General features: G+C 69.0%; 24 protein-coding genes. 13 read left to right on the top strand and 11 right to left on the bottom strand.

The window, feature by feature from the left end:
- Positions 1–41: 41 nt before the first annotated feature.
- The 3 genes from treY to DTA22_RS13310 are packed head-to-tail and all read right to left on the bottom strand — an operon-like array spanning position 42 to position 6015.
- On the bottom strand, positions 42–2399 hold the full coding sequence (treY, locus tag DTA22_RS13320; protein ID WP_112299713.1) for a malto-oligosyltrehalose synthase: 2358 nt from the start codon (positions 2397–2399) through the stop codon (positions 42–44).
- Between the two features lie 13 nt (positions 2400–2412).
- Positions 2413–4668, bottom strand: a complete 2256-nt coding sequence (glgX, locus tag DTA22_RS13315; protein WP_112299712.1) for a glycogen debranching protein GlgX — start codon at positions 4666–4668, stop codon at positions 2413–2415.
- Positions 4669–4719: 51 nt separating this feature from the next.
- Positions 4720–6015 (bottom strand): adenosylmethionine--8-amino-7-oxononanoate transaminase, encoded by a 1296-nt coding sequence (locus DTA22_RS13310; RefSeq protein WP_112299711.1) that lies wholly within the window; start codon positions 6013–6015, stop codon positions 4720–4722.
- 65 nt (positions 6016–6080) lie between these two features.
- On the opposite strand from DTA22_RS13310, the gene DTA22_RS13305 reads away from it, so the two are divergent.
- Positions 6081–7235, top strand: a complete 1155-nt coding sequence (locus DTA22_RS13305; RefSeq protein WP_037240736.1) for an 8-amino-7-oxononanoate synthase — start codon at positions 6081–6083, stop codon at positions 7233–7235.
- A complete protein-coding gene (gene bioD, locus DTA22_RS13300; RefSeq protein ID WP_112299710.1) occupies positions 7232–7927 on the top strand; it encodes a dethiobiotin synthase in 696 nt (231 codons plus the stop codon). Before DTA22_RS13305 ends, bioD begins: the two co-directional genes overlap by 4 nt.
- 7 nt (positions 7928–7934) lie before the next feature.
- Here the strand turns inward: bioD and DTA22_RS36050 are convergent, their stop codons facing one another.
- Positions 7935–8309 carry a VOC family protein gene (locus tag DTA22_RS36050; RefSeq protein WP_037240741.1) on the bottom strand — a complete coding sequence of 125 codons (375 nt, stop codon included), beginning with the start codon at positions 8307–8309 and terminating at the stop codon, positions 7935–7937.
- Positions 8310–8331: 22 nt separating this feature from the next.
- Complete coding sequence (locus DTA22_RS36045; RefSeq protein WP_037240744.1) at positions 8332–8718, bottom strand: VOC family protein; 387 nt, start codon at positions 8716–8718, stop codon at positions 8332–8334.
- Between the two features lie 171 nt (positions 8719–8889).
- Between DTA22_RS36045 and DTA22_RS13290 the strand changes: the two genes are divergently transcribed.
- Genes DTA22_RS13290 through DTA22_RS13275 form a run of 4 tightly spaced genes read left to right on the top strand, consistent with a single transcriptional unit; the run spans position 8890 to position 12705 of the window.
- Entirely contained in the window at positions 8890–9174 is a 285-nt protein-coding gene (locus tag DTA22_RS13290) for a hypothetical protein (RefSeq protein ID WP_037240747.1), read from the top strand.
- Positions 9171–9995, top strand: coding sequence for a hypothetical protein (locus DTA22_RS13285; RefSeq protein ID WP_037240749.1), 825 nt, complete (start codon positions 9171–9173; stop codon positions 9993–9995). Before DTA22_RS13290 ends, DTA22_RS13285 begins: the two co-directional genes overlap by 4 nt.
- Positions 9996–10016: 21 nt before the next feature.
- Complete coding sequence (locus tag DTA22_RS13280) at positions 10017–11951, top strand: fumarate reductase/succinate dehydrogenase flavoprotein subunit (RefSeq protein WP_007297414.1); 1935 nt, start codon at positions 10017–10019, stop codon at positions 11949–11951.
- A 1-nt stretch (position 11952) separates the two neighbouring features.
- Entirely contained in the window at positions 11953–12705 is a 753-nt protein-coding gene (locus DTA22_RS13275) for a succinate dehydrogenase/fumarate reductase iron-sulfur subunit (RefSeq protein ID WP_037240754.1), read from the top strand.
- 43 nt (positions 12706–12748) lie between these two features.
- Here the strand turns inward: DTA22_RS13275 and DTA22_RS13270 are convergent, their stop codons facing one another.
- From DTA22_RS13270 to DTA22_RS13255, 4 genes are all read right to left on the bottom strand, one after another.
- A complete protein-coding gene (locus DTA22_RS13270; RefSeq protein ID WP_112299709.1) occupies positions 12749–13420 on the bottom strand; it encodes a sterol desaturase family protein in 672 nt (223 codons plus the stop codon).
- On the bottom strand, positions 13417–14154 hold the full coding sequence (locus DTA22_RS13265; RefSeq protein WP_112299708.1) for a FadR/GntR family transcriptional regulator: 738 nt from the start codon (positions 14152–14154) through the stop codon (positions 13417–13419). Before DTA22_RS13265 ends, DTA22_RS13270 begins: the two co-directional genes overlap by 4 nt.
- 59 nt (positions 14155–14213) lie before the next feature.
- Positions 14214–15344 carry a lipase family protein gene (locus DTA22_RS13260; protein WP_112299707.1) on the bottom strand — a complete coding sequence of 377 codons (1131 nt, stop codon included), beginning with the start codon at positions 15342–15344 and terminating at the stop codon, positions 14214–14216.
- A 77-nt stretch (positions 15345–15421) separates the two neighbouring features.
- Positions 15422–16051 (bottom strand): TetR/AcrR family transcriptional regulator C-terminal domain-containing protein, encoded by a 630-nt coding sequence (locus DTA22_RS13255; RefSeq protein ID WP_005260290.1) that lies wholly within the window; start codon positions 16049–16051, stop codon positions 15422–15424.
- Positions 16052–16205: 154 nt separating this feature from the next.
- On the opposite strand from DTA22_RS13255, the gene bioB reads away from it, so the two are divergent.
- The 3 genes from bioB to DTA22_RS13240 are packed head-to-tail and all read left to right on the top strand — an operon-like array spanning position 16206 to position 18029.
- Positions 16206–17219, top strand: coding sequence for a biotin synthase BioB (bioB, locus tag DTA22_RS13250; RefSeq protein ID WP_037240763.1), 1014 nt, complete (start codon positions 16206–16208; stop codon positions 17217–17219).
- Positions 17216–17461 (top strand): biotin synthase auxiliary protein BsaP, encoded by a 246-nt coding sequence (bsaP, locus tag DTA22_RS13245; RefSeq protein WP_409372239.1) that lies wholly within the window; start codon positions 17216–17218, stop codon positions 17459–17461. The genes bioB and bsaP overlap by 4 nt, the downstream gene beginning before the upstream one ends.
- Before the next feature lie 10 nt (positions 17462–17471).
- Complete coding sequence (locus DTA22_RS13240; RefSeq protein WP_112299706.1) at positions 17472–18029, top strand: DUF2567 domain-containing protein; 558 nt, start codon at positions 17472–17474, stop codon at positions 18027–18029.
- Here the strand turns inward: DTA22_RS13240 and DTA22_RS13235 are convergent.
- A complete protein-coding gene (locus DTA22_RS13235) occupies positions 18019–18831 on the bottom strand; it encodes an SDR family NAD(P)-dependent oxidoreductase (RefSeq protein ID WP_112299705.1) in 813 nt (270 codons plus the stop codon). The genes DTA22_RS13240 and DTA22_RS13235 overlap by 11 nt on opposite strands.
- Before the next feature lie 83 nt (positions 18832–18914).
- Here DTA22_RS13235 and DTA22_RS13230 point away from each other — a divergent pair, with 83 nt between their 5' ends.
- Positions 18915–19514, top strand: coding sequence for a TetR/AcrR family transcriptional regulator (locus tag DTA22_RS13230; protein ID WP_112299704.1), 600 nt, complete (start codon positions 18915–18917; stop codon positions 19512–19514).
- Between the two features lie 19 nt (positions 19515–19533).
- Here DTA22_RS13230 and DTA22_RS13225 read toward each other — a convergent pair whose 3' ends face one another.
- Positions 19534–20259, bottom strand: a complete 726-nt coding sequence (locus DTA22_RS13225; protein WP_112299703.1) for an NUDIX hydrolase — start codon at positions 20257–20259, stop codon at positions 19534–19536.
- Positions 20260–20337: 78 nt separating this feature from the next.
- Between DTA22_RS13225 and nadA the strand changes: the two genes are divergently transcribed.
- The 3 genes from nadA to nadC are packed head-to-tail and all read left to right on the top strand — an operon-like array spanning position 20338 to position 23809.
- Positions 20338–21375 (top strand): quinolinate synthase NadA, encoded by a 1038-nt coding sequence (nadA, locus tag DTA22_RS13220; protein ID WP_005247541.1) that lies wholly within the window; start codon positions 20338–20340, stop codon positions 21373–21375.
- Positions 21372–22940, top strand: a complete 1569-nt coding sequence (locus tag DTA22_RS13215; protein WP_112299702.1) for an L-aspartate oxidase — start codon at positions 21372–21374, stop codon at positions 22938–22940. The genes nadA and DTA22_RS13215 overlap by 4 nt, the downstream gene beginning before the upstream one ends.
- Positions 22940–23809 (top strand): carboxylating nicotinate-nucleotide diphosphorylase, encoded by an 870-nt coding sequence (gene nadC, locus DTA22_RS13210; RefSeq protein WP_112299701.1) that lies wholly within the window; start codon positions 22940–22942, stop codon positions 23807–23809. Before DTA22_RS13215 ends, nadC begins: the two co-directional genes overlap by 1 nt.
- Positions 23810–23874: the final 65 nt, after the last annotated feature.

Raw genomic sequence — 23874 nt, 5'->3', positions numbered from 1 at the left:
CCCCTGTGAGTACTTGTTAACCGCGGGCGGTTAAGAAGTACTCACAGGGCCAGAAGGGCAACGGGGTAGCGGGCGAACAGCGTCGCGGTGTCGACGCGGCCGCCGGTGTACGCCTCGGAGGTGAGCAGATCGGTCCAGGTGCCGTCCGGGAGGGTCACGGTCGTGTCGCCCCAGCCGCGTTGCTCGAGTCCGACGGTGTGCCGGGTGGCCAGTGCCACGACGTCCGGCGCCGCTCCTTGTCGTCCGCGAGTGAAACCGATCAGATGCTCCGCCGCGGTCCCCGACGCGAAGACCGGCGCGTAGGTCCCGCCGACGAAACTGTCCGGACGTTCCCGGCGCAGGCGCAGAGCCGTGCGGACGACGTGCATCTTCGCCGCACCCGTCGCATCGACCGGGGGAGTGCCGAGCCCCGCGAGCACGGTCCGTCGCACGCCGTAGTCGACGGGACGGCGATTGTCCGGGTCGACGAGCGAGTCCTCCCACAGCTCGGTTCCCTGGTACACGTCCGGGATCCCCGGCCCGCACAGCTGCAGGAGCTTCTGACCGAGCGAGTCCGACCAGGCGTGCGGGGCCAGCTGGGTGCACAGCGAACCGAGCGCCCTGCCGACGGTGCCGTCGATCACCGTGTCCAGCCAACGGTGGAGGTCTGTTTCGAAGTCCTCGTTCACCTCGTGCCACGATGTCCGGGTCCCGGCCTCACGGACCGCTTTCTCCGCGTACGCGTGGACGCGGTCGCGGAAGTCGGGCACGTCGCCCGCGGCCCGGCCGTCGACCGGCCACACCCCGAACAGGTTCTGCCACAGGAACAGTCCGGTGACGGGATCCGGGCTGGGTGCGATGCGTTCCCACTGATCGACGCATTCCGCCCACAGATCCGGCACCTGCGACAGGATGCCGATCCGGGACCGGACGTCCTCCCCGCGCTTCGTGTCGTGCGTCGAGAGCGTCGTCATCGCCTGCGGCCACCGGGTGGCTCGCTCGGCTGCGGCCAGGTGGAATTCGGCGGGGGAGACGCCGACGTTCGCCGGATTGCCACCCACTTCCTGCAGCGACACGAGCCGGGCGGTGCGGTAGAACAGGCAGTCCTCCACGGATTTCGCCATCACCGCGCCACACACCTGCTGGAAGCGGGTGGCTGCCTCACCGCCGGCGATCAGGGCGGCCGCGAGGGCGGACAGCGCGTCGGACCGTTGCGGTTCGCGCCGTAGGACGTCACCGATCACGCGCTTCGCCAGCCCGGCCAGCGGACTGTAGTCGGACCGGTACACGGGCATGGCCGCGACGGCGTCCACGACGGCGTCGCGCAGGTCCGCATCGCTGCTGTCGGTGCCGGTCTCCGCGCGGATCGCGCGGACGAGGCGCCGGACCTCCGGGGCGAGGATGGTTCCGGCGACGTCGCGTTTGATCGCCGTTTCGTGATCGTGGATCCACGTCGCGTCACCCCGATCGCCCGTGCGGGCCGCCGACAGGGCAGTGAGCGCGGGCGCTCCCGACGCGTCGACGAAGACGCCGCCGAGTTCGGCCAGTGCGTCGTAGCCGGTGGTGCCCGCGATCGGCAGGTGGTCGTCCAGTGGTTCGGTGTGGCCGAGGATCTTCTCGATCACGAGCCACCGGTCAGCGCCGATCACGTCGCGCAGCCGGTCGAGGTACTCGGACGGATCGGACAACCCGTCGGGGTGGTCGATGCGCACTCCGTCGATCAACTCGTCCGCCACCCAGCTCCGCAGTTCGCGGTGCGAGGCCTCGAATACCCGCGGGTCTTCCTGACGGATGCCGGCCAGTTCGCTGACCGCGAAGAACCGGCGGTACCCGATGAGCCCGGAGTCCCACGGGACCAGACGGTAGGACTGCGCGTCGTGCACCGCCTTCGGCTCGGTGGCGTCGGTGCCGGGGGTGATCGGGAAACGGTGCTCGTAGAACGCGAGCAACGGTTCGGGTCCCGAGCGGTCGACGGTCAGCGACTCGAGATCGGCGTCCGATCCGAGGACGGGCAGCGCGAGCCGGCCGCCTGCGCCGTTGTCGTCGCTCCAGTCGATGTCGAAGAACTCGACGTACTCGGAGCGGCGACCGTGCGTGAGCACGTCCCACCACCACGCGTTCTCACGCGGATTCGCGACACCCACATGGTTGGGGACGAGATCGACGACCAGGCCCATGCCGCGGCCCCGCAACTCCTGGGCCAGCGCGGCCAGCGCCTCCCGCCCGCCGAGTGCGGGGGACACGCGGGTCACGTCGGTGACGTCGTAGCCGTGGGTCGACCCGGTGGTGGCCGTCAGGATCGGCGACAGATAGACGTGGGAGATCCCGAGGTCGTCCAGGTAGTCGGCGACGGCGGCGGCGTCCGCCAGGGTGAAGCAGTCACCGCGCAGTTGCAGCCGGTAGGTGGCCGTGATCGACATCGTCGTCCCCGGCTCAGGCGGTCCGGCGCAGCACGACCAGCGACCGGGCCTCGACCTGCAGCGGATTCCCGGCCTTGATCACCGCTTCCTTCGCCCCCGTCGGGACGGCGGTGTCGAGCACGACCGCCCATTCGTCGGCGTAATCGGAGTTCGGCGTGGAGAACTCGATCTCCTCGTCGTGCGCGTTGAAACACAGCAGGAACGAGTCGCCGACCACCCGCTCGCCGCGGTGGTTGGGTTCGGGGATGCCCTCGCCGTTGAGGAAGACCGCGAGCGACTTCCCGAAACCGCTGTCCCAGTCCTCGGGGGTCATCTCCTCACCGGCCGGGGTGAGCCACGCGATGTCGCGGGTCTGATCACCGCTGCGGATGGGGGTGCCCTCGAAGAACCGGCGACGACGGAACACCGGATTCTTCATCCGCAGTGCGATCACCCGTTTGGTGAACTCGACCAGGTCGGCGTTGGAGTCCGCCAGCGACCAGTCCATCCACGACAGTTCCGAGTCCTGGCAGTACACGTTGTTGTTGCCCTGCTGGGTGCGGCCCATCTCGTCGCCGTGCGCCAGCATCGGGGTCCCCTGGCTGAGCAGCAGGGTGGCCAGGATGTTGCGGCTCTGCCGCCCGCGCAGGTCGAGGATCTCCGGATCGTCCGTCGGTCCCTCGACACCGCAGTTCCAGGACCGGTTGTGGCTCTCGCCGTCGTTGTTGCCCTCGCCGTTGGCCTCGTTGTGCTTCTCGTTGTACGACACCAGGTCGTGCAGGGTGAACCCGTCGTGGGCGATGACGAAGTTGATGCTCGCGCCGGGACGGCGCCCGGTCGCCTCGTACAGGTCGGAGGAGCCGGTGAGCCGGGACGCGAATTCGCCGAGCGTCGCGGGTTCGCCGCGCCAGTAGTCGCGCACCGTGTCCCGGTACTTGCCGTTCCACTCCGTCCACAGGCCCGGGAAGTTGCCCACCTGGTAGCCGCCCTCGCCGATGTCCCACGGCTCGGCGATGAGCTTGACCTGGCTGACGATCGGATCCTGCTGGACGAGGTCGAAGAACGCGGAGAGCCGGTCGACGTCGTGCAGTTCACGGGCCAGCGTGGACGCGAGGTCGAACCGGAATCCGTCGACGTGCATTTCGGTGACCCAGTACCGCAGCGAGTCCATGATCAGTTGCAGCGTGTGCGGGTGCCGGGCGTTGAGACTGTTCCCGGTGCCCGTGTAGTCCATGTAATGCTCGGCGTCGCCGTCGACGAGCCGGTAGTAGGCGGCGTTGTCGATGCCGCGGAACGAGATGGTCGGACCGAGGTGGTTGCCCTCGGCGGTGTGGTTGTAGACGACGTCGAGGATGACCTCGATGCCCGCCTCGTGGAACGAGCGGACCATCGCCTTGAACTCCGACACCGCGGCGCCCGGCTTCTCCGCCGACGAATACCCGGTGTGCGGGGCGAGGAACCCGAACGTGTTGTAGCCCCAGTAGTTCCGCAACCCCTTGTCGAGCAGCGTCTGATCGTGCATGAACTGATGCACCGGCATCAGTTCGATCGCGGTGACCCCGAGGTCGACGAGGTGGTCGATGATCACCGGATGCGCGAGCCCCGCATACGTGCCGCGAAGCTCCTCCGGCACGCCGGGGTGCGTCGCCGTCATGCCCTTGACGTGGGCCTCGTAGATCACGGTGTCGTGGTAGGGGTGTTTCGGCGCGCGGTCGGCGGCCCAGTCGAAGAACGGGTTGATCACCACCGTCGTCATCGTGTGGCCGAGCGAGTCGTGTCCTGGCAGTCCCGGCACCGAGGTGTCCTCGGGTTCCGCTGCGAGTTCGGCGTCGTCCTCGGCCTCGATGTCGTCGTCCGTGTCGACGATCGCGATGACGTCCTCCGAGTCCTCGGAGGCGGGCTCGTCGGGCGCGTCGATGTCGTAGGAGAACAGCGACCGGTCTCCGTCGAACTCGCCGTCGAACGCCTTGCCGTAGGGGTCGAGGAGAAGCTTGCTGGGGTCGCAGCGGTGCCCGGCCGCGGGATCCCAGGGCCCGTGGATCCGGTACCCGTAGCGCTGACCGGGAACGACGGTCGGCAGGTACGCGTGCCACACGTAGCCGTCGACCTCGTCGAGGCGCACCCGCGTCTCCGTGCCGTCCTTCGCGATGAGGCACAGATCGACCGCCTCGGCGACCTCGGAGAACAAGGAGAAGTTCGTCCCGGCCCCGTCGTAGGTGGCACCCAGGGGGTAGGCGCTGCCGGGCCACACGGGAATGGGCGTGGTGCCGGTCGACTCGCTTGCTTCCATATCGAGAACACTAGCCCGCGTCGGCGTCGCTCTCAGCTCGACGAGAGCGGGCTAGCGGCCCGGGGTGGAGCTCCGTGCGGCAGCAAGCATTCCGGCTGTGATTTTCCGCACGTCCTCGGTGGTGCACACGTACGGCGGCATCGCGTAGATCAGGTTCCGGAACGGCCGCAACCAGACCCCGGCGGCCACCGCGGCGTCGGTGGCGGCCCGCATGTCGACGGGTTCGGCGAGTTCGATCACACCGATCGCGCCGAGCACCCGGACCTCGCGGACGCCGGGCAGTTCCCGCGCCGGCGCGAGTCCCGATTCGAGCTCGCGGCGCACGGCCTCGACCTCGCCTCGCCAGTCGCGCGACAGCAGGAGGTCGATCGACGCCACCGCGACGGCGCAGGCGAGCGGATTGGCCATGAACGTGGGACCGTGCATCAGCCCGCCGGCGTCCCCGGCGCTGATGGTCTCGGCGACGTCGGTGGAACAGAGCGTCGCCGCGAGCGTCAGGTACCCGCCGGTGAGGGCCTTGCCGACGCACATGATGTCGGGCCGGACACCGGCGTGGTCCGCGGCGAACAGCTCGCCGGTGCGGCCGAAACCGGTCGCGATCTCGTCGAACACCAGCAGCAGCCCGTGCTCGTCGCAGATCCGCCGCAGCTCCGACAGGTACCGGGGGTCGTGGAAGCGCATGCCACCGGCGCCCTGCACCACCGGTTCCACGATGACGGCCGCCAGTTCGCCGGTGTGCGACGCCACCAGACGCTCGAACTCCGCGACGTACTGCGGGTCGAACTCGCGGGGCGGCGGTCCCGCGAAGACCTGCCGTGCCAGGACGTCCGTCCACAGGGAGTGCATGCCGCCGTCCGGGTCGCAGACGCTCATCGGGGCGAACGTGTCGCCGTGGTACCCGCCGCGCCAGGTGAGTAGCCGATGTCGCTCCGGCCTGCCGCGGCTGCGCCAGTACTGCAGGCACATCTTGACGGCGACCTCGACGGACACCGACCCGGAATCGGCGAGGAAGACCTTGTCGAGTCCGTTCGGGGTGATCTCCACGAGCAGCTGGGCGAGCCGCGCGGCCGGTTCGTGGGTGAGCCCGCCGAACATCACGTGGCTCATCCGCCCGAGCTGCGCCGTCGCCGCCGCGTCGAGGACGGGATGCCGGTACCCGTGGACCGCGGCCCACCACGAACTCATGCCGTCGACGAGTTCGCGTCCGTCGGCGAGAGTGAGGCGCGTCCCGCTCGCCTCCGCCACCACGAGCGGGGTGGTCGAGGCGGGGAAGGCGCCGTACGGATGCCAGAGCAGGGAGGCATCGAGGGACGTGATGTCGTCGACGGACAGGCTCGGGGTGGTCACGGTCTCGACCCTAGCCACCCGAGGAAAACCGGGCCCACCCGGGTTGAACACCGTTCAAGTCGCGTATGGTGCCGGGGGTGAGTATCGACCGCACCTTCACCACCTGGCTCGACGACGTCGAGGACCGGCGGCGTGCCGCGGGACTGCGCCGCGAGTTGCGTCCACGCACGCCCGGCAACGCGCTCATCGACCTGGCGTCCAACGATTATCTCGGACTCGTACGGCACCCTGAGGTGCTGCACGGCGCGATGACAGCGCTGCGTCGCTGGGGTGCGGGGGCCACCGGCTCCCGTCTGGTCACGGGATCGACCACCGAACACGAACTCCTCGAAACGGAACTGGCCGAGTTCGTCGGCGCCGAGGCCGGGCTGGTGTTCTCCTCCGGGTACACGGCGAATCTCGGTGCCGTCACCGCACTGTCCGGCGCCGGATCGCTGATCGTCTCCGACGCGGGCAGCCACGCGTCGCTGGTCGACGCATGCCGGCTGTCCCGGGCCCGCGTCGCCGTCGCACCGCACTCCGATCTCGACTTCGTCCGCAGTGCACTGGCCACCCGGCCGGAGGAGCGGGCGCTGGTCGTCACCGACTCGGTGTTCAGCGCGGACGGTGATCTCGCACCCCTCGTCGACCTCCACCGGGTGTGCCGCGACCACGGCGCGTTCCTCGTCGTGGACGAGGCGCACGGCGTCGGAGTCCGCGGCGCAGGGGGCCGCGGACTCGTGCACGAGGTGGGGCTCGCCGGCGAACCCGACATCGTCGTCACGGCCACGCTGTCGAAGTCGCTGGCCAGTCAGGGCGGTGCGGTGCTGGCGTCGGAGAAGGTGCGCGCGCATCTCGTCGACGCCGCGCGCACGTTCATCTTCGACACCGGACTGGCCCCCGCGGCCGTCGGCGCGGCGCGGGCGGCGCTCGCCGTCCTGCGGCGTGAACCGGACCGTGCCGAATCCGTGCTCGATCGCGCACGGGATCTCGCGCGGTTTACCGGCGCCGGGACACCGGAGTCCGCCGTGGTCTCCGTGATCCTCGGCGACCCGCAACGCGCCGTCGACGCCGCCGCCGCCTGCCGGGAACAGGGACTGCACGTCGGCTGCTTCCGGCCGCCGTCGGTGCCGGAGGGGACGTCGCGTCTGCGGCTCACCGCGCGTGCGACGCTCGACGCGGACGAGCTGGCGCGGATCGAAACCGTGCTGACCGACGTCCTGACGGGAGCGTCGGCGTGAGCATCCTGGTGGTCACCGGCACGTCGACGGACGTCGGCAAGACGGTGGTCACGGCGGCGCTCGCGGCGGCTGCACGCGAGGCCGGCCTGTCCGTGGCGGTGTGCAAGCCCGCGCAGACCGGCGTCGCCCCGGGAGAACCGGGCGATCTGGCCGAGGTGACCAGATTGTCCGGTGTCACGGCGGTGGTGGAACTCGCCCGCTACCCCGAACCCCTCGCCCCCGACACCGCTGCCCGGCGCAGCGGCCTGCCGATGCTGCGGTGCGCCGACGTCGTCGAGACGGTCCGCGCTCTCGACGACCGGCACGATCTGGTGCTCGTCGAGGGAGCGGGCGGCCTGCTGGTGCGATTGGGCGCGGAGGGCTTCACGCTCGTCGATCTCGCGCGCGCCCTCGACGCACCGGCTGTCGTGGTCGCCGCGGCAGCCCTCGGCACGCTCAACCACACCGAGCTCACGATCCGGGCACTGTCGGCGGCCGGTCTCGCGTGCGCCGGAACGGTGATCGGGTCGTGGCCGGACGAGCCCGGCCTGGCCGAGCGGTGCAATCTCGACGACCTGCCCGCCGTCACGGGGGTCGACGTCGTCGGCTCGGTGCCTGCGGGCAGCGGACGCCTCGACTCCGCGTCGTTCGGTGCGGCCGCGTCCACGTGGTTCGACGGCACCTGGCTGAAGGCGACGCTGACGGCCCGCTGAGCGGCCGTCAGGATTCCGCCAGCACCGACAGCACGTTGCCGGCCGGGTCGGTGAACCACGCGATGTCGGGACCGTTGCCGCGCATGATTCCCTTGTCGTCCTGATCGAAACCGTCATACCGCAGGAACTGGATCCCGCGTTCGGTGAGCGCGTCGACGGCTTTCTCGACGTCCTCGACGGCGAAGTTGAGGATGGTGAACGTCGCCGGCGTGTGGTCGGGCTTGGGGTAGATCAGCACCACGGGCCCCTTCGGGAGATGCAGGCCCAGCAGGCCCATCTCCTCCTCGGTGACCTCGAGGCCCAGGGCGTCGGTGTAGAAGGACTTGGCCGCGGCGATGTCGTCGACGGCGAATCCACTGAATGCTCTCGCATTGTTCAACATGTCTGTTCTCTTTCTCTGCCGGTCAGGACATCTCGGCCCGCGCCTGCGCGCTGAGCTGGATGATCTGGACGTAGTTGCCGTCGGGGTCGACGGCGGTGCCGAACCAGCTGCCGTCACGATCCTCGAGCGGGGACAGCCACGTCGCACCGAGTTCGTCGATCCGGCCTGCTGCGGCGCGGGCGTCGGTGACCTCGACGTTGAGGAGTACGCGGCCGGGTTCGGGATTCGTGTCGCCGACGTCGTCGCGGCGGTCGAGCATGATGTAGAAGCCGTCGAAATCGAGGACGTCGTAGCCGGGTTCGCCGGGGGTGCGTTCGACCTTCGGCGAGAATGCGGCCGTGTACCAGTCCCGCAATCGCTCGGGGCGCGTGCTGGCGAGCAGGATGCTTCCGATCGTGGCGTCGGCCATGATTTCCTCCCGGTGGGGTTCGGTTTCGGTTGTCCTACAGGTATGGACTCGGCTGCCCGGCGAAATTCATCGCCACGGCGTTGCCGGGGGCCGAAAGCTGCCCCGGGTTCCCGGAATGTCGGTAGTGTGATTCGTGTCACGGCTACATCCGGCTGGGTTGGGAGGGGTCACATGTCGACCTCCGAAATGCTCGAATTGAATCGCACCATCGACCGTCTCCGGCGCGCTGTCGGGTCGTTGCATTCGATGTACGGCGACGCCGCATCCGTGCGGCGACTGACCAACGATCTGGAACGGCTCGAGATCGACGCGCGCGACCTCGACGCATCGCCGCCGAACGTCGTCCACCGCGAGCCGGTGGAGCGAATCAAGGTGTCGGACACCCCGTACGACGCGTCGATGTGGCTCGGCGTCGACGACGAGGGGCTGGGCGGGCTCCACTACGAGCGCGGATGAGCGCGCCGCCGAAGAAGCCCGAAAGTGCCGGTGTGGGGGCGCCGACGCGTGCCCGGATAGCGGAACGCACGCTCCGCACCGACCGGTGGTGGCTGGCCCCGCTGCTGACGGTGCTCGGCCTGTCCGTCTTCGTGGTGTATGCATCGGTCCGCTCGTGGGTCCGCACCGCGTACTTCGTCGAGGACTATCACTACCTGACGCCGTTCTACTCGCCGTGCCTGAGCGATTCTTGTGTGCCCGGTTCGAGCGACTTCGGGACACCCATCGGCGAGTTGCCGATGATCATCCCGCTCGGGTTCCTGGTGCTGCCGTTCCTGCTCGGATTCCGGCTCACCTGCTACTACTACCGCAAGGCCTATTACCGGTCGGTGTGGTTCTCGCCGCCCGCGTGCGCGGTCGCGGAGCCCCATGGCACCTACACGGGTGAGACGCGCCTGCCGCTGATCGTCCAGAACGCACACCGCTACTTCTTCTACGTCGCACTCGTCGTCTCGCTGATCAACACGTACGACGCGATCCGCGCGTTCCACGGCGCCGACGGCGGATTCGGAATCGGGCTCGGCACACTCATCATGGTCTGCAACGTGATCCTGCTCTGGGCGTACACCGTCTCCTGCCATTCCTGCAGGCACGTCATGGGTGGCAGACTCACCCACTTCTCCAAGCACCCGATCCGGTACCGGCTCTGGACCTGGGTCAGCACACTGAACACCCGGCACATGCAGCTCGCCTGGACCACCCTCGCCACACTGATCATCACCGACTTCTACGTGATGCTCGTGGCCAGCGGCACCATCTCCGACCTGCGCCTGATCAACTGACTTCATCGAAGAGGGAGTGGAATGACGGAAGTCGAACGGCACCAGTACGACGTCGTGGTCATCGGTGCCGGCGGCGCCGGACTGCGAGCGGTCATCGAGGCCCGCGAACAGGGTCTATCCGTCGCCGTCGTCTGCAAGTCGCTGTTCGGCAAGGCGCACACGGTCATGGCGGAGGGTGGCTGCGCCGCCGCGATGGGAAACGCCAACGAGAAGGACACCTGGCAGACCCATTTCCAGGACACGATGCGCGGCGGCAAATTCCTCAACAACTGGCGAATGGCCGAACTGCACGCCCGTGAGGCTCCCGACCGGGTATGGGAACTCGAAACGTACGGCGCCCTGTTCGACCGGACCCCCGACGGCCGGATCAGCCAGCGCAACTTCGGCGGTCACACGTATCCGCGGCTCGCGCACGTCGGTGATCGCACCGGACTCGAACTGATCCGCACCATGCAGCAGAAGATCGTGTCGCTGCAGCAGGAAGATTTCGCCGCCACCGGCGACTACGAGGCCCGGATCAAGATCTTCGCCGAGTGCACCATCTCCGAGCTGACCAAGGACGGCGACCGGATCTCGGGTGCATTCGGATACTGGCGCGAGAGTGGACGTTTCGTCCTGTTCGAGGCGCCGGCGGTCGTGATGGCCACCGGCGGGATCGGCAAGTCGTTCAAGGTGACGTCGAACTCGTGGGAGTACACCGGCGACGGTCACGCCCTCGCCCTGCGCGCGGGCGCCAACCTCATCAACATGGAGTTCGTGCAGTTCCACCCCACCGGCATGGTGTGGCCGCCGAGCGTCAAGGGCATCCTCGTGACGGAAGGCGTTCGCGGCGACGGCGGGGTCCTGAAGAACTCCGAGGGCGAACGGTTCATGTTCTCGTACATCCCGCCGGTCTTCAAAGGCCAGTACGCGGAGACCGAGGAAGAAGCAGACGGCTGGTACAAGGATTCCGACAACAACCGCCGCACACCGGATCTGCTGCCCCGCGACGAGGTGGCCCGGGCCATCAACTCCGAGGTCAAGGCCGGACGGCAGACCCCGCACGGCGGCGTGTACCTCGACATCGCCTCACGGATGCCCGCCGACGAGATCGTCCGGCGGCTGCCCTCGATGTACCACCAGTTCAAGGAACTCGCCGACGTCGACATCACGAAGGAGCAGATGGAGGTCGGGCCCACCTGCCATTACGTGATGGGGGGCATCGAAGTCGATCCCGACAGCGGATCGTCCAGCGTCGCGGGTCTGTTCGCGGCGGGGGAGTGTTCGGGCGGGATGCACGGTTCCAACCGGCTCGGCGGCAACTCCCTCTCCGACCTTCTCGTGTTCGGGCGTCGCGCCGGACTGGGGGCGGCGGAGTACGTGAAGTCGCTGCAGGAGCGGCCGGTCGTCTCCGCGGACGCCGTCGATGCTGCGGCACGGATGTTGTTGTCGCCGTTCGATCCCGCGGTCGGGGAGGGCGGCACCACCGAGAACCCGTACACGCTCCACACCGAACTGCAGCAGACCATGAACGACCTCGTCGGCATCATCCGGAAGGAAGACGAGATCGTCCGCGCTCTGGAGAAACTCACGGAGATCAAGGGCCGGATCGGGGGCGTGGAGGTGGAGGGGCACCGCCAGTTCAACCCGGGATGGCACCTCGCCGTGGACCTGCGGAACATGGTGCTGGTCAGCGAATGCGTCGCGCAGGCGGCCTTGCTGCGCACGGAAAGTCGCGGCGGGCACACCCGCGACGACCACCCGAGCATGGAGGCGGAGTGGCGCAATACCCTGCTGGTGTGCAGCGTGGTCGGCGACATGTCCGCGCATCCCGATTCGGTGGTGCCGGATGTCACCGTCACCCGCGAGCCGCAGCTCCCGATGCGCGCAGAGCTGTTGGAACTCTTCGACATCGACGAACTGGCCAAGTACTACACCGACGCCGAACTCGCGGAACACCCGGGAAGGAAGGCCTGAGATGGGTTACGACGCGCAGTTCCGGGTCTGGCGCGGCGACGCCGACGGCGGAGCACTCCAGGACTACTCCATCCCCGTCAACGAAGGTGAGGTGGTGCTCGACATCATCCACCGGTTGCAGGCGACGCAGACCCCGGACCTGGCGGTGCGATGGAACTGCAAGGCGGGCAAGTGCGGGTCGTGTTCCGCGGAGATCAACGGCCAGCCACGGCTGCTGTGCATGACGCGGATGTCGACGTTCACCGAAGACGAGGTCGTGACGGTCACGCCGCTGCGAGCGTTCCCGGTCATCCGGGATCTCGTCACCGACGTGTCGTTCAACTACGCGAAGGCGCGGGAGATCCCGTCGTTCACCCCGCCGCCGGGGCTCGGGCCGGGCGAGTACCGGATGCAGCAGGTCGACGTCGAACGGTCGCAGGAATTCCGCAAGTGCATCGAGTGCTTCCTCTGCCAGAACACCTGCCACGTCATCCGTGATCACGACGACAACAAGCCGGCGTTCTCCGGCCCCCGCTTCTTCATCCGTGTCGCCGAACTGGAGATGCATCCACTCGACACGGCCGATCGTCGTGACGCGGCGCAGGAAGAATTCGGTCTCGGGCTCTGCAACATCACCAAATGCTGCACCGAGGTGTGCCCCGAAGGGATAAAGATCACGGACAACGCCATCATTCCGATGAAGGAAAGGGTGGTCGACCGCCGGTACGACCCCATCGTCTGGTTGGGCAACAAGCTGCGGCGTCGCCGCCCGTGAGTACTTGTTAACCGCGGGCGGTTGAGAAGTACTCACGGGCGCGTCAGCGCACCGAGTGGAGGTTGCGGGCGGTGGGCGACTTCTCGACCGATTCGGGGTCGGGGTCGGTGCCCAGGATCCGGTCGGCGGTTCCCGAGGTGGTGACGGTGAACCAGTAGTGCTCGTTCTTGTAGTGGTGATGGCGATGGTTGCGCCAGATCGCGCGGTACAGGCGGGAGTTCGGCTTGTAGTCGCTGTGGATGAGGTAGTGCGTCCATTCGTAGAGGACACCCAGGACGCTCAGCACCACCAGGAACGTGAGTCCGAGTCCGGTGCGCGGGAACGCGAGCAGCGAGATGGCGACGAGAACCGGGATCAGCCACGTCAGCGTCTGCCACGGGATGAAGACCAGTGGAACATCGCGGGGATCGACGTGGTGCTCGCGATGCTTCCGGGCGAGCAGCGAATCGACGGTCAGGCCCAGAACCTTTCGGGGCTTCCAGTGCAGAATGCACACGTGGATGACCCACTCGGCGAACGGGAACACGGCCAGCATCACCAGCGGAAGGACGGCGTCGGTCAGCTGCCAGTCACCGACGACCAGGCGGGCGGCAACCGCGGCGACCAGCATGCCGCCGATCATCCACGGGGAGGGATGGCGGCGGAACTGGTCCGCGGCGTCGCGGAGGGTGATCGACCTGCGTTGGCGGCGATCAGCGGGAGGGTTCGTGGTCATGTGTCCTTCTCCGAATCGTGGTGGTGCAGGGTGTCGATCACGGCGGTGACGGCCGCCGTTCCGAGGTCGAGAAGTGTTGTGGCGGTCTGGCCCGCGGTGTCTTCGTCGTGAGCGGAGATCGCTTCTGCCAGCTGGTAATACAGGTCGGTGCGGCCGACTTCTGCGACCATGACGGCGGCCATCGCCGTCATGGTCGGTTCGTACGCGTTGCGGAGGCTGTTGAAGATGAGCCGGAACGCGAGGGAATCGGCGGTGTCGACGACGCGCTCCCAGAAGGCCAGGGCGCCGACCTGCTGCGCGACCGGGTCGCTGTCCGAGGCGAGGTGATCCACGGCGTCGCGGAGGGCGGCACCCGACTCGCCGGTCGCCCGTCCCGCGGCGAGGCGGGCGACCTGCACGCCGATCATCCGCCGGGCCTCGAGAACGCTTCGGACCACCGCCCAATCGGGTACGCCGTCGCGGACCAGCAGCTGGGACAGCAGTTCGGGCCCGCCGTGCTGCCGGAAGTCGCGGACCGAGGTGGCATCGCCTTGCCTGACCTCGACGAGTCCGGCCTGGGCAAGCTTCTGGATCGCTTCCCGGACCGCGGGCCGGGACACCCCGAAGGCTTCGGCCAGTCGTCGTTCGCTCGGCAGGGCGTCGCCGGCGGCGAGGTCGCCGCCGAGCACACGCGCGGTGATCTGGTCGAAGACTTCGGTGGACGCGGATTTCCGCGCGATCGGCTCGAACATCATGACACGACACTAAGGCGGCGATAGGTAAGAGGTCAAGTGGTCTTACCAGTGGATCGCGACTATCCGAATAGGCTCCGGACGAACGCGCTGGTGTCGGGCAGGGACGCGGGCATGGTGTAGAGATGGCCGGTGGGATACGTCCGGAACACGAACTGCTGCCCGTTCGCGGCGAGGTCGGACGTGAGTTTCCAGGTGAGGGGGATGGGGACGACGTCGTCGAACAGTCCCTGTCCGATGAACAGCGGCCGGTCGTAGCCCCGCACGGGAACTCCGAGGGTGGTGCGCAGCGCCGCCAGGACCGCCGGGTCGCCGAGGGGGCGGGACATCAACTGTCCGATCGAGATGCCGTCGAGTTGCGGGGCCGCCTCCTCGTAGCAGAGCGATTCGACGCGATTCAGGACATCGACGCCGAGTGGTGTGAGGTAGCTGTCGATGTCGAGGTCGGGCCGCGACGCACGCAGTCCGGCGAGTGCGTACGCCACGAACACCGTGCTCCCGGTGAGGGGGACCTCCGGGAAACCCGGGCCGACGAGGGGGGCCAGGTTTTCGAGATTGGACGGGGCGCCGGTGGCGACCGTGCCGCGGAAGTCGAGATCCGGTGCGTACGTGGTGGCCATCGACGCGGCGACGAGAGCGGCATGGCCGCCCTGCGATTGACCGAGGGCGACCCACCGGTTCGACAGGGACGGCGTGACGGTCCGCGCCGCGCGCACCATGTCGATCACACTGTGCGCCTCCGTCGGGCCGTCCAGGTACGGGTGCACCCCGGGTGTGCCGAGGCCGACATAATCCGTTGCGACGACGGCGTAGCCCTGGTCGAGCCAGTGCTGGACGTATGGTCCGACGAGTTTTCCCGTCACCGTGGGCGCGCACGCGTCGGCGATGCCGACCGTTCCGTGGGCCCAGGACACGACGGGCCACCCGCCGGGCGGCGCCGCACCGGGGGGTAGCAGGACCGCGCCGGTGCTGAGCGCGGGTTCGTTCATCGGCCCCGTCGTCCAGTAGGTGACGTACGTGGCGTCGGCGACGCCCGGTGGTCGCGCGTCCGGCGCCACCGGTGTCGCGACGACGACGGCACCCGGATCGCCGCCCGCAGTCTGTGCTGCCGCCGGGGTGGGCGCGCCGAGGAGCGACAGTGCGAGGGCCGCCGCGAGAACCATTCCGGTGCGGCGGCCGAGCGAAGACGTCATCGCGTCCGTCCCTGGGCCGTCGGAGGCGCCGCGCGGTCCTCGAGTGGCCGACGCGGCGTCGACTCAATTGTGCGCGCTCAGGGGCGGTGGGCGGAGTCTTTCAGGCGTGCGCGAATTCCGTCGACGAACAGCGACAGGCCGAAGTCGAACCGGACAGCAGGATCGCCGTCGAGGAGGTCCTCGTCGTACGCCGCGATCGGCGACTGCGGCGCATCGGGGGAGAGGGCGGCCCGGGTGAGGGCGCCTGCCGACTCCATCTGCGCCCGCGACTGCTCGTCGACCGTGTGGCCGAGGACGTAGTACAGCAGCGAGTAGGACGACAGTTCCGCGTGTTCGCGGGACAGTCCGGACCGCAGACCGACGGCGGCGAAGCTCTCCCGGACCCGGGAGTTGGTCATGCGGGACGCGTACGTGGCCGAGACCAGTTCGGCGCCGTCGCGATGGGCGAGTAGCGCGGTGCGGAGTCGGTGGGCGAGTTCGGTGAATTCGGCGTCCCAGCCGGGGGCCGTGACCGGGGCGTCGACGTCTTCGAGGATCTTGTCGGCGAGCGCGCCGAGCAGGGTCTGCTTGTTGGGGAAATGCCAGTACAGGGCGCCCGGCTGCACGCCGAGAGCGGTCGCGAGCCTGCGCATCGTGAGGTCGGCGAGGCCGAACTCGTCGAGGATGGCCATTGCGCCGTCGAGTACGTCGCCGCGTCGCAATTGCACTGTGTGATCTCCCAATCTCGTCGGAAAGCCGGCTTCGGCTTTGACAGTATTCCACCACGGATCTAACGTGAACACCGTTCAACTTGTACGGTGTTCAATTTTGCGGTTCCGTCGATCCACGACACGTGATCGGCCCGTTTTCCAGGAGATACGTGTGACATCGGCCCCGGTACAGACAGACATCCTCGCCCTCGCGCGTGAGCAGGTTCTCGAGCGCGGTGAGGCGCTGAACGAGAGCCAGGTGCTCGAGGTCCTGCAACTCCCCGACGACCGGCTCGAGGAACTGCTCGCCGTCGCGCACGACGTGCGCATGAAGTGGTGCGGTCCCGAGGTCGAGGTCGAGGGCATCATCAGCCTCAAGACCGGTGGCTGCCCCGAGGACTGCCACTTCTGCTCGCAGTCCGGCCTGTTCCAGTCGCCGGTGCGCGCGGCGTGGCTCGACATCCCGTCGCTCGTCGAGGCCGCGAAGCAGACCGCCAAGTCCGGCGCCAGCGAATTCTGCATCGTCGCCGCCGTCCGCGGCCCCGACGAGCGGCTGCTCGCCCAGGTCGCTGCCGGCATCGAGGCGATCCGCAACGAGGTCGACATCCAGATCGCCTGCTCGCTGGGCATGCTCACCCAGGAGCAGGTCGACCAACTCGCCGCGATGGGTGTGCACCGCTACAACCACAACCTGGAGACGTCGAAGTCCCACTTCCCGAACGTCGTCACCACACACACGTGGGACGAGCGCTGGAACACCCTCCGCATGGTCCGCGAAGCGGGCATGGAGGTGTGCTGCGGCGGCATCCTCGGCATGGGTGAGAGCCTCGAGCAGCGCGCCGAGTTCGCGGCCAACCTGGCCGAACTCGAACCCGACGAGGTGCCGCTGAACTTCCTCAACCCGCGCCCCGGAACCCCGTTCGGCGACCTCGAGGTCCTGCCCGCGAGCGAGGCCCTCAAGTCGGTGGCCGCGTTCCGCCTCGCGCTGCCCCGCACCATCCTCCGCTTCGCGGGCGGTCGCGAGATCACGCTCGGTGACCTCGGGGCCAAACAGGGCATCCTCGGCGGCATCAACGCCGTCATCGTCGGCAACTACCTGACGACCCTCGGCCGCCCGGCCGAGCAGGATCTCGACCTGCTCGTCGATCTGCAGATGCCGATCAAAGCCCTCAACGACACCCTGTGACGATCATGGCGGAGACCACGGTGGGCGACAGCCCCGGGGAGCGCTACAACCCGTACACCGGCCGCCGCGTGGTGGCCGGGGTGGACGACACCGTCCCCACCGCCGCACAGCTCGGACTCGAACCGCCCCGCTTCTGTGAGGCGTGCGGCCGCCGGATGGTGGTGCAGATCAGCCCGGACGGCTGGTGGGCGAAATGTTCCCGCCACGGTGTGTTCGACTCGATCTGCGGCGGACGGCGGTAGCGTCGGACGCGTGACCACGCTCCCGCGCTTCAGGCTTCGATCTGCCGCCGGAATCTTCTGCGGGACGGTGGTGGCGAGCGCGCTCGCCGGGGTGTTGTGGGGGGTCCTCGCGCCGCCCGAGCACCTGCTGGTGGTCGCCCCCGACCGCGGGGTGTCGCTGACGGGGGAGAGCGTGCACCGGTTCGACGCGATCGGGATGTTCGCGTGTGCGGGCATGGTGGTCGGCATCCTCACCGCGGTCGCGGCGTGGACGGCGCGGACAAGTCGCGGCCCGGTGGCGCTGGGCGCCGTCCTCGGGGGCAGTGTGGTCGGGGCCGGGGTGATGGCGCTCGGTGGAATCGGCGTGGCCGCGCTGCGGTTCCCCGACCCCGACACCTCGACCGCAGGCACCGTCGTGGCGGTCGCGCCGGGAATCGGGACCTTACTGGTGCTGATCTTCCAGCCCCTCGTCGCCTGCGCGGTGACGTTGGTGCTCGCCGCGCTCAACCCGTACGACGATCTCGGCGTCAGCGATCCCCCGGTCGAACTCGACGAGCCGGAAGAGCGCGACGCGACCCTTACCTCGTGACCGACGTCCGCATCCGCACGTCCCCGAGGAGGCGCCCGCTGGCGAGAGCGCCGATGCGGCGCGTCGCGAACCGGGTGCTGACCGACGACACCCAGTTCATCAGCCCGGAGATGACACTCGGCGGGGTGCTGCGCCGGTCCAGGGCCCGCAGCGCTGTCGACACCACCTGATCCGCGGTCTGCATGCGGCCGACCGCGGCGTCCTCGGAACCGACGACGTCGAAGAACTCGGTGCGGGTGGGGCCCGGGCAGACGGCGAGCACGGTGAGGTCGGTGCCCCGCGCCTCGGCCCACAGCGCCTCCGTGAAGTTGAGGACGAACGCCTTGGTCGCCCCGTAGACGGCCATGCCGGGAGTCGGCTGGAACGCGGCGGTGCTCGCCACGTTCACGAGTGCGCCGCGTCCCCGGAGCAGGTCGGGCAGGAACGTGTGCGACAGCTCGACGAGGGTGGTGACGTTGAGCTGGATCTCGGAGGTGAGGCGCTCCAGGTCGGCGGACGCGAAATCTCCGTGTGTCCCGAACCCCGCATTGTTGATCAGCGAGTCGACGCCGATGTCGCGGGCGGTGAGTTCGCCGCGCAACCGCTCCCCGGCGCCGGGGAGCGCGAGGTCGAACGGCAGCACGGTGACCGACACGTGGTGCGCGGCGCGGAGTTCGGTGGCGAGTTGTTCGAGCCGGTCGGCGCGGCGGGCGACGAGGACGAGATCTGCACCCCGCCCGGCGAACCGGCGGGCGAATTCGACACCGAGGCCCGCGCTGGCGCCGGTGATGAGGACGGTGGTTCCGGATACGTCGAAGGACATGTCTGCTCCTAGCGGTGGGGTGTCCTCGAATGTAGTCAGTGCCATCTATGTAGTCAATGACAACATCTTGCTAGGCTGGCGGCATGCCCGTCGCCGAACAGCCCTACCACCACGGGAGTCTCCGCCGGGTGCTGCTCGCGCGCGCCGAGAGCACGCTCGAGAAGGACGGCGTCGACGGACTCTCCCTGCGGCAGCTCGCCCGCGAGGCCGGGGTCAGCCACGCCGCACCCAGCAAGCACTTCCGGGACCGTCAGGCGCTGCTCGACGCACTCGCGGAGTCCGGCTTCCTGCGCCTCACCGCCGCCCTCGAACGCGCGGTCGAGGAGGCGGAACCGCACGCCCGGGCCCGCTTCGCCGCGCTCGCCGGTGCCTACGTGAGCTTCGCACTCGCACATCGGGAGTTGCTGGCCCTGATGTACGGCAACAAACACGCGCCCGGAGCCGCCTCCCAGGTGGTGGAGGCCGGCCACGCCTCGATGGACCTGACGGTCCGGATCGTCACCGAAGCCCAGGCCGCGGGCGACATCGGACCCGGGGACGCCTCGCGCATCGCCCTCGTCGCGTTCGCGACGTTCCACGGGATCGCGACCCTCGCCGCAGGCGGGATGCTCGACGGCGCGCCCGTGGACGAGGTCGTCACCGCCGCATCGGACACGTTCTGGCGGGGTCTCGTCCAGGGGTGAGGCGGCCCGACGTGCGGAGTCAGCTCGGTGGTCGAAGTGCCGCGAACTCGTCCGTCACCCGCAGGGTGGAGTCGGTGAACCGGTAGAGGGCCGCCGGACGCCCGCCGGTGCGGCCCGATGGCGCCGTGTTCCCGGTGGGAGTCAGCACCCCACGTCGTCCGAGGACGCGCTGGAGGTTGGTCGCATCCACCTGGTACCCGAGTGCGGCGCAGTAGATTTCACGCAGCGTCGACATGGAGAACTCGTCGGGGGCCAAGCCGAACGCGATGTTGGTGTAGGAGAGCTTGGCCGCGAGGCGGGTCCGGGCGTGCCGGACGACGGTGCCGTGATCGAACGCCGTCTCGGGCAGCGCGGACACCGGATGCCACGCGGTGTCCGGCGGCAGCTGCGGATCGGCGGGGAGCGGGACGAGCCCGAGGAAGGTCGACGCGATGGTGCGCGGACCGGGCACTCGATGCGGATCGCTGAACACCGACAGCTGCTCGAGGTGGGAGACCTCCTGCACGTCCACCTTCTCGGCCAGCTGGCGTCGCGCGGACGTGGTGAGGTCCTCGTCCTCGTGGAGCAATCCGCCGGGCAGTGACCAGGCGCCCGCCTGGGGATCGAGGGCCCGTTGCCACAGCAGCACGGCGAGCTCACCGGCGTGACGCGCATCACCGCTTTGACCTGCGGTGATGTGGTCGGGGAAGTTGCGAACCTGGAACACCGCGGTAAGCACTTCATGCGTGGTGTTACTATTGGGCATGTTTTCGATCCTAAGTCGAAAACCTCGATTGCGGAAATTCGGGCCAGCCCGCCCGAGTTCACGGTGAAGGAGCAAGCCATGACGACCACGACGTTGTGGGCGGGTACCAACCCGCAGATTCAGGACGGTCCCGGCGGTTACGCGGGCGTCGAGGCGAGCGAAGAGTGGGCTGCCGAGATCAAACGGCTGGCACGTGAGCGGGGAGCGACCCTCCTTGCGCACAACTATCAGTTGCCCGCCATCCAGGATGTGGCCGACCACGTCGGCGACTCCCTGGCACTCTCGCGCATCGCGGCCGAGGCCCCCGAGGACACCATCGTGTTCTGCGGCGTGCACTTCATGGCCGAGACCGCGAAGATCCTCAGCCCCGCCAAGACCGTGCTGATCCCGGACGAGCGCGCCGGCTGCTCGCTCGCCGACTCGATCAACGCCGATCAGCTTCGTGAGTGGAAGGCGGAGTTCCCCGACGCCGTCGTTGTGTCGTACGTCAACACCACCGCCGAGGTGAAGGGGCTGACGGACATCTGCTGCACGTCGTCCAACGCCGTCGACGTGGTCGCGTCGATCGACCCCGACCGTGAGGTCCTGTTCCTGCCCGACCAGTTCCTCGGCGCCCACGTCAAGCGCGTCACCGGCCGCAAGAACATGCAGATCTGGGCGGGTGAGTGCCACGTCCACGCCGGCATCAACGGCGACGAGCTCACCGCGCAGGCCAAGGCGCACCCCGGTGCCGAACTGTTCGTGCACCCCGAATGCGGCTGCGCCACCTCGGCCCTCTACCTGGCCGGCGAAGGGTTCGTGCCCGAGGACAAGGTGAAGATCCTCTCGACCGGCGGCATGCTCGACGCCGCCCGCGCGACCGGGGCGAAGCAGGTTCTCGTGGCCACCGAGGTCGGAATGCTGCACCAGCTGCGCAAGGCGGCGCCGGAGGTCGACTTCCAGGCCGTCAACGACCGCGCGTCGTGCCCGTACATGAAGATGATCACCCCCGCGGCCCTGCTCCGCTGCCTGCTCGAGGGCAAGGACGAGGTTCACGTCGATCTCGCGACCGCGGAGCGTGCCCGCAAGTCGGTGCAGCGCATGATCGAGATCGGAAACCCGGGCGGCGGCGAGTGAGCAGCCCGGCCCGGGGGATTTCCTGGGAAGAGCACGCCGACCTCGTGGTCGTGGGCGGTGGTGTGGCCGGACTGACGGCCGCACGCACCGCCTCGCTGCGCGGACTGACCGTGCTCACCGTCAGCAAGGGTGGGGCGACGGACACCGCGACGCAGTACGCGCAGGGCGGTATCGCGGTGGTGGGTGACGCCGTCACCGATTCGGTGGAGTCACACGTCGCCGACACCTGCGAGGCCGGGGTGGGTCTGTGCGACGAGGACACCGTCCGGTCGATCGTGGCGGGCGGCCGTGATGCCGTGGCCGCGTTGACCGATCTGGGTGCGGTGTTCGACCGCGGCCGCGACGGCGCCGTCTCGCGCACCCGCGAGGGCGGGCACAGCACCCGGCGGATCATCCATGCCGGCGGGGACGCCACGGGCGCGGAGGTGCAGCGCGCCCTGGGTGCCGCCGGGCTTCCCGTCCTGTTCGACAGTTGCGCCGTACGCGTGCTCACCGATGCGCGCGGCGTCACCGGCGTGCTCGTGGACTCGCCGCGCGGACTCGGCGTCGTCCACACACCGGCCGTCCTCCTGGCAACCGGCGGACTCGGGCAGCTGTACGCCTGCAGTACCAACCCGCCCGGAGCCACCGCGGACGGCATCGCTCTCGCGCTGGACGCGGGCGCGGCCGTCGCCGATCTCGAGTTCGTGCAGTTCCACCCGACCGTCCTGTTCACCCCCGGCGGTCTCGGACGGCGCCCGCTGATCAGCGAGGCCGTCCGCGGCGAGGGCGCGATTCTCGTCGACGCGAACGGCGATTCGGTGACCGCCGGCGTGCATCCGCGCGGCGACCTCGCCCCCCGCGACGTCGTGTCGCGGGCGATCGCGTCGAGGCTTCGGGAACTGGGTCACGACCACGTCTACCTCGACGCGCGTCACCTGTCCGGGTTCGCGCAGCGGTTCCCGACCGTGACGGCATCCTGCCTGGAAGCCGGAATCGATCCGCGCGAACAGCTGATCCCGGTCGCACCCGCCGCGCACTACTCGTGCGGCGGAGTGGCCACCGACGTCGACGGACGGACCGCCGTCCCCGGCCTCTACGCGGCGGGGGAGGTGGCCCGGACCGGGCTGCACGGAGCGAACCGGCTGGCCTCCAACAGTCTCCTCGAGGGCCTGGTGGTCGGCGAGCGGGTCGGCGCCGCGGCCGCCGAACGCGCCGGCCTCCGCGTCGAGGCGACCGACCCCGAGCGGCGGGCGCTGCCGTCCGCACCGCGGGACTTGGTGCAGCAGTTGATGACCGGCAACGCCTCCGTCGTCCGGGACGGTGCCGGCCTCGAGGCGGTGGCCGCCGCCCTGTCCGGTGCACCGCGCACGGTGCCCGAGGGGGAGACCGCGCTCGAAGACGCCGCGCTGACCCTGACGGCGTCTGCGCTGGTACTCGCGGCAGCTGCGCGGACCGAAAGTCGCGGATGCCACACCCGCAGCGACTACCCGCAGACGTCCGACGAGTGGCGTCGCAGCACGCACGTTCGCCTGCGCGACGGTGAACTCGAGCTTCTCGAACCCCAACTGACAGGAGTGCGGTGATGTCCGACCATGTCCTTCCCGACGGTCTGGACGCGGACGAGGTGCGTGCGCTCGTGCGTCTCGCCCTGGACGAGGACCTGCGGTACGGACCGGACGTGACGTCGTCGTCCACGGTCCCGGCCGACGCGGTGGCCAAGGCGTCCGTGGTCTCCCGTGCGCACGGGACCGTCGCCGGCCTCGACGTGGGACTGCTGGTGCTCGACGAAGTGATCGGCGCGGGCCGCTACCAGGTTCTCGACCGGGTCGCCGACGGTACCCGGGTCGCGCCCGGCCAGGCCGTGCTGACGGTGACCGCGCCGACGCAGGGGCTGCTCACCGCGGAGCGGACGATGCTCAACCTGGTGTGCCACCTGTCCGGCATCGCCACCGCGACGTCCGCCTGGGTGGACGCGGTCGACGGCACCGTGGCGAAGATCCGCGACAGTCGCAAGACACTGCCGGGACTGCGCGGCCTGCAGAAGTACGCCGTCCGGGTGGGCGGCGGCGTCAATCACCGCATGGGCCTCGGCGACGCGGCACTGATCAAGGACAACCACGTCGCGGCTGCCGGTTCGGTCGTGGCGGCGCTGCGGGCCGTGCGCGCGGCGGCACCGGACATCGAGTGCGAGGTGGAGGTCGACAGCCTCGAGCAGCTAGACGAGGTGCTGGCCGAGAACGTCGAACTGGTGCTGCTCGACAACTTCCCGCTGTGGCAGACGCAGATCGCCGTGCAACGCCGTGACGCGAACGCCCCCGGCACCAAGCTGGAGTCGTCGGGTGGTCTCACGCTGGACGTCGCGGCCGAGTACGCCGGCACCGGAGTCGACTACCTCGCGGTCGGTGCGCTCACCCATTCCGTCACCGTGCTGGATCTCGGCCTCGACATGTGACCCCACCCGTGAGTACTTATCAACCGCCCGCGGTTTGTGCTGTCTACGTAGATGTGAGACAGATT

It is taken from the genome of Rhodococcus wratislaviensis (assembly GCF_900455735.1).
In the GTDB taxonomy this organism is placed as follows: Bacteria; Actinomycetota; Actinomycetes; order Mycobacteriales; family Mycobacteriaceae; genus Rhodococcus_F; species Rhodococcus_F wratislaviensis.
The sequence above is the reverse complement of the archived record's forward strand: the minus strand, read 5'-3'. Positions and strand labels throughout refer to the sequence as shown.

What these genes read in the sequence shown, in the direction of transcription:
- treY (WP_112299713.1), bottom strand. Translation starts at nt 2,399, where the DNA reads ATGTCGATCACGGCCACCTACCGGCTGCAACTGCGCGGTGACTGCTTC.
- glgX (WP_112299712.1), bottom strand. Translation starts at nt 4,668, where the DNA reads ATGGAAGCAAGCGAGTCGACCGGCACCACGCCCATTCCCGTGTGGCCC.
- DTA22_RS13305 (WP_037240736.1), top strand. Translation starts at nt 6,081, where the DNA reads ATGGTGCCGGGGGTGAGTATCGACCGCACCTTCACCACCTGGCTCGAC.
- DTA22_RS36050 (WP_037240741.1), bottom strand. Translation starts at nt 8,309, where the DNA reads ATGTTGAACAATGCGAGAGCATTCAGTGGATTCGCCGTCGACGACATC.
- DTA22_RS36045 (WP_037240744.1), bottom strand. Translation starts at nt 8,718, where the DNA reads ATGGCCGACGCCACGATCGGAAGCATCCTGCTCGCCAGCACGCGCCCC.
- DTA22_RS13290 (WP_037240747.1), top strand. Translation starts at nt 8,890, where the DNA reads ATGTCGACCTCCGAAATGCTCGAATTGAATCGCACCATCGACCGTCTC.
- DTA22_RS13285 (WP_037240749.1), top strand. Translation starts at nt 9,171, where the DNA reads ATGAGCGCGCCGCCGAAGAAGCCCGAAAGTGCCGGTGTGGGGGCGCCG.
- DTA22_RS13280 (WP_007297414.1), top strand. Translation starts at nt 10,017, where the DNA reads ATGACGGAAGTCGAACGGCACCAGTACGACGTCGTGGTCATCGGTGCC.
- DTA22_RS13275 (WP_037240754.1), top strand. Translation starts at nt 11,953, where the DNA reads ATGGGTTACGACGCGCAGTTCCGGGTCTGGCGCGGCGACGCCGACGGC.
- DTA22_RS13270 (WP_112299709.1), bottom strand. Translation starts at nt 13,420, where the DNA reads ATGACCACGAACCCTCCCGCTGATCGCCGCCAACGCAGGTCGATCACC.
- DTA22_RS13265 (WP_112299708.1), bottom strand. Translation starts at nt 14,154, where the DNA reads ATGATGTTCGAGCCGATCGCGCGGAAATCCGCGTCCACCGAAGTCTTC.
- DTA22_RS13260 (WP_112299707.1), bottom strand. Translation starts at nt 15,344, where the DNA reads ATGACGTCTTCGCTCGGCCGCCGCACCGGAATGGTTCTCGCGGCGGCC.
- DTA22_RS13235 (WP_112299705.1), bottom strand. Translation starts at nt 18,831, where the DNA reads ATGTCCTTCGACGTATCCGGAACCACCGTCCTCATCACCGGCGCCAGC.
- DTA22_RS13230 (WP_112299704.1), top strand. Translation starts at nt 18,915, where the DNA reads ATGCCCGTCGCCGAACAGCCCTACCACCACGGGAGTCTCCGCCGGGTG.
- DTA22_RS13225 (WP_112299703.1), bottom strand. Translation starts at nt 20,259, where the DNA reads ATGCCCAATAGTAACACCACGCATGAAGTGCTTACCGCGGTGTTCCAG.
- nadA (WP_005247541.1), top strand. Translation starts at nt 20,338, where the DNA reads ATGACGACCACGACGTTGTGGGCGGGTACCAACCCGCAGATTCAGGAC.
- nadC (WP_112299701.1), top strand. Translation starts at nt 22,940, where the DNA reads ATGTCCGACCATGTCCTTCCCGACGGTCTGGACGCGGACGAGGTGCGT.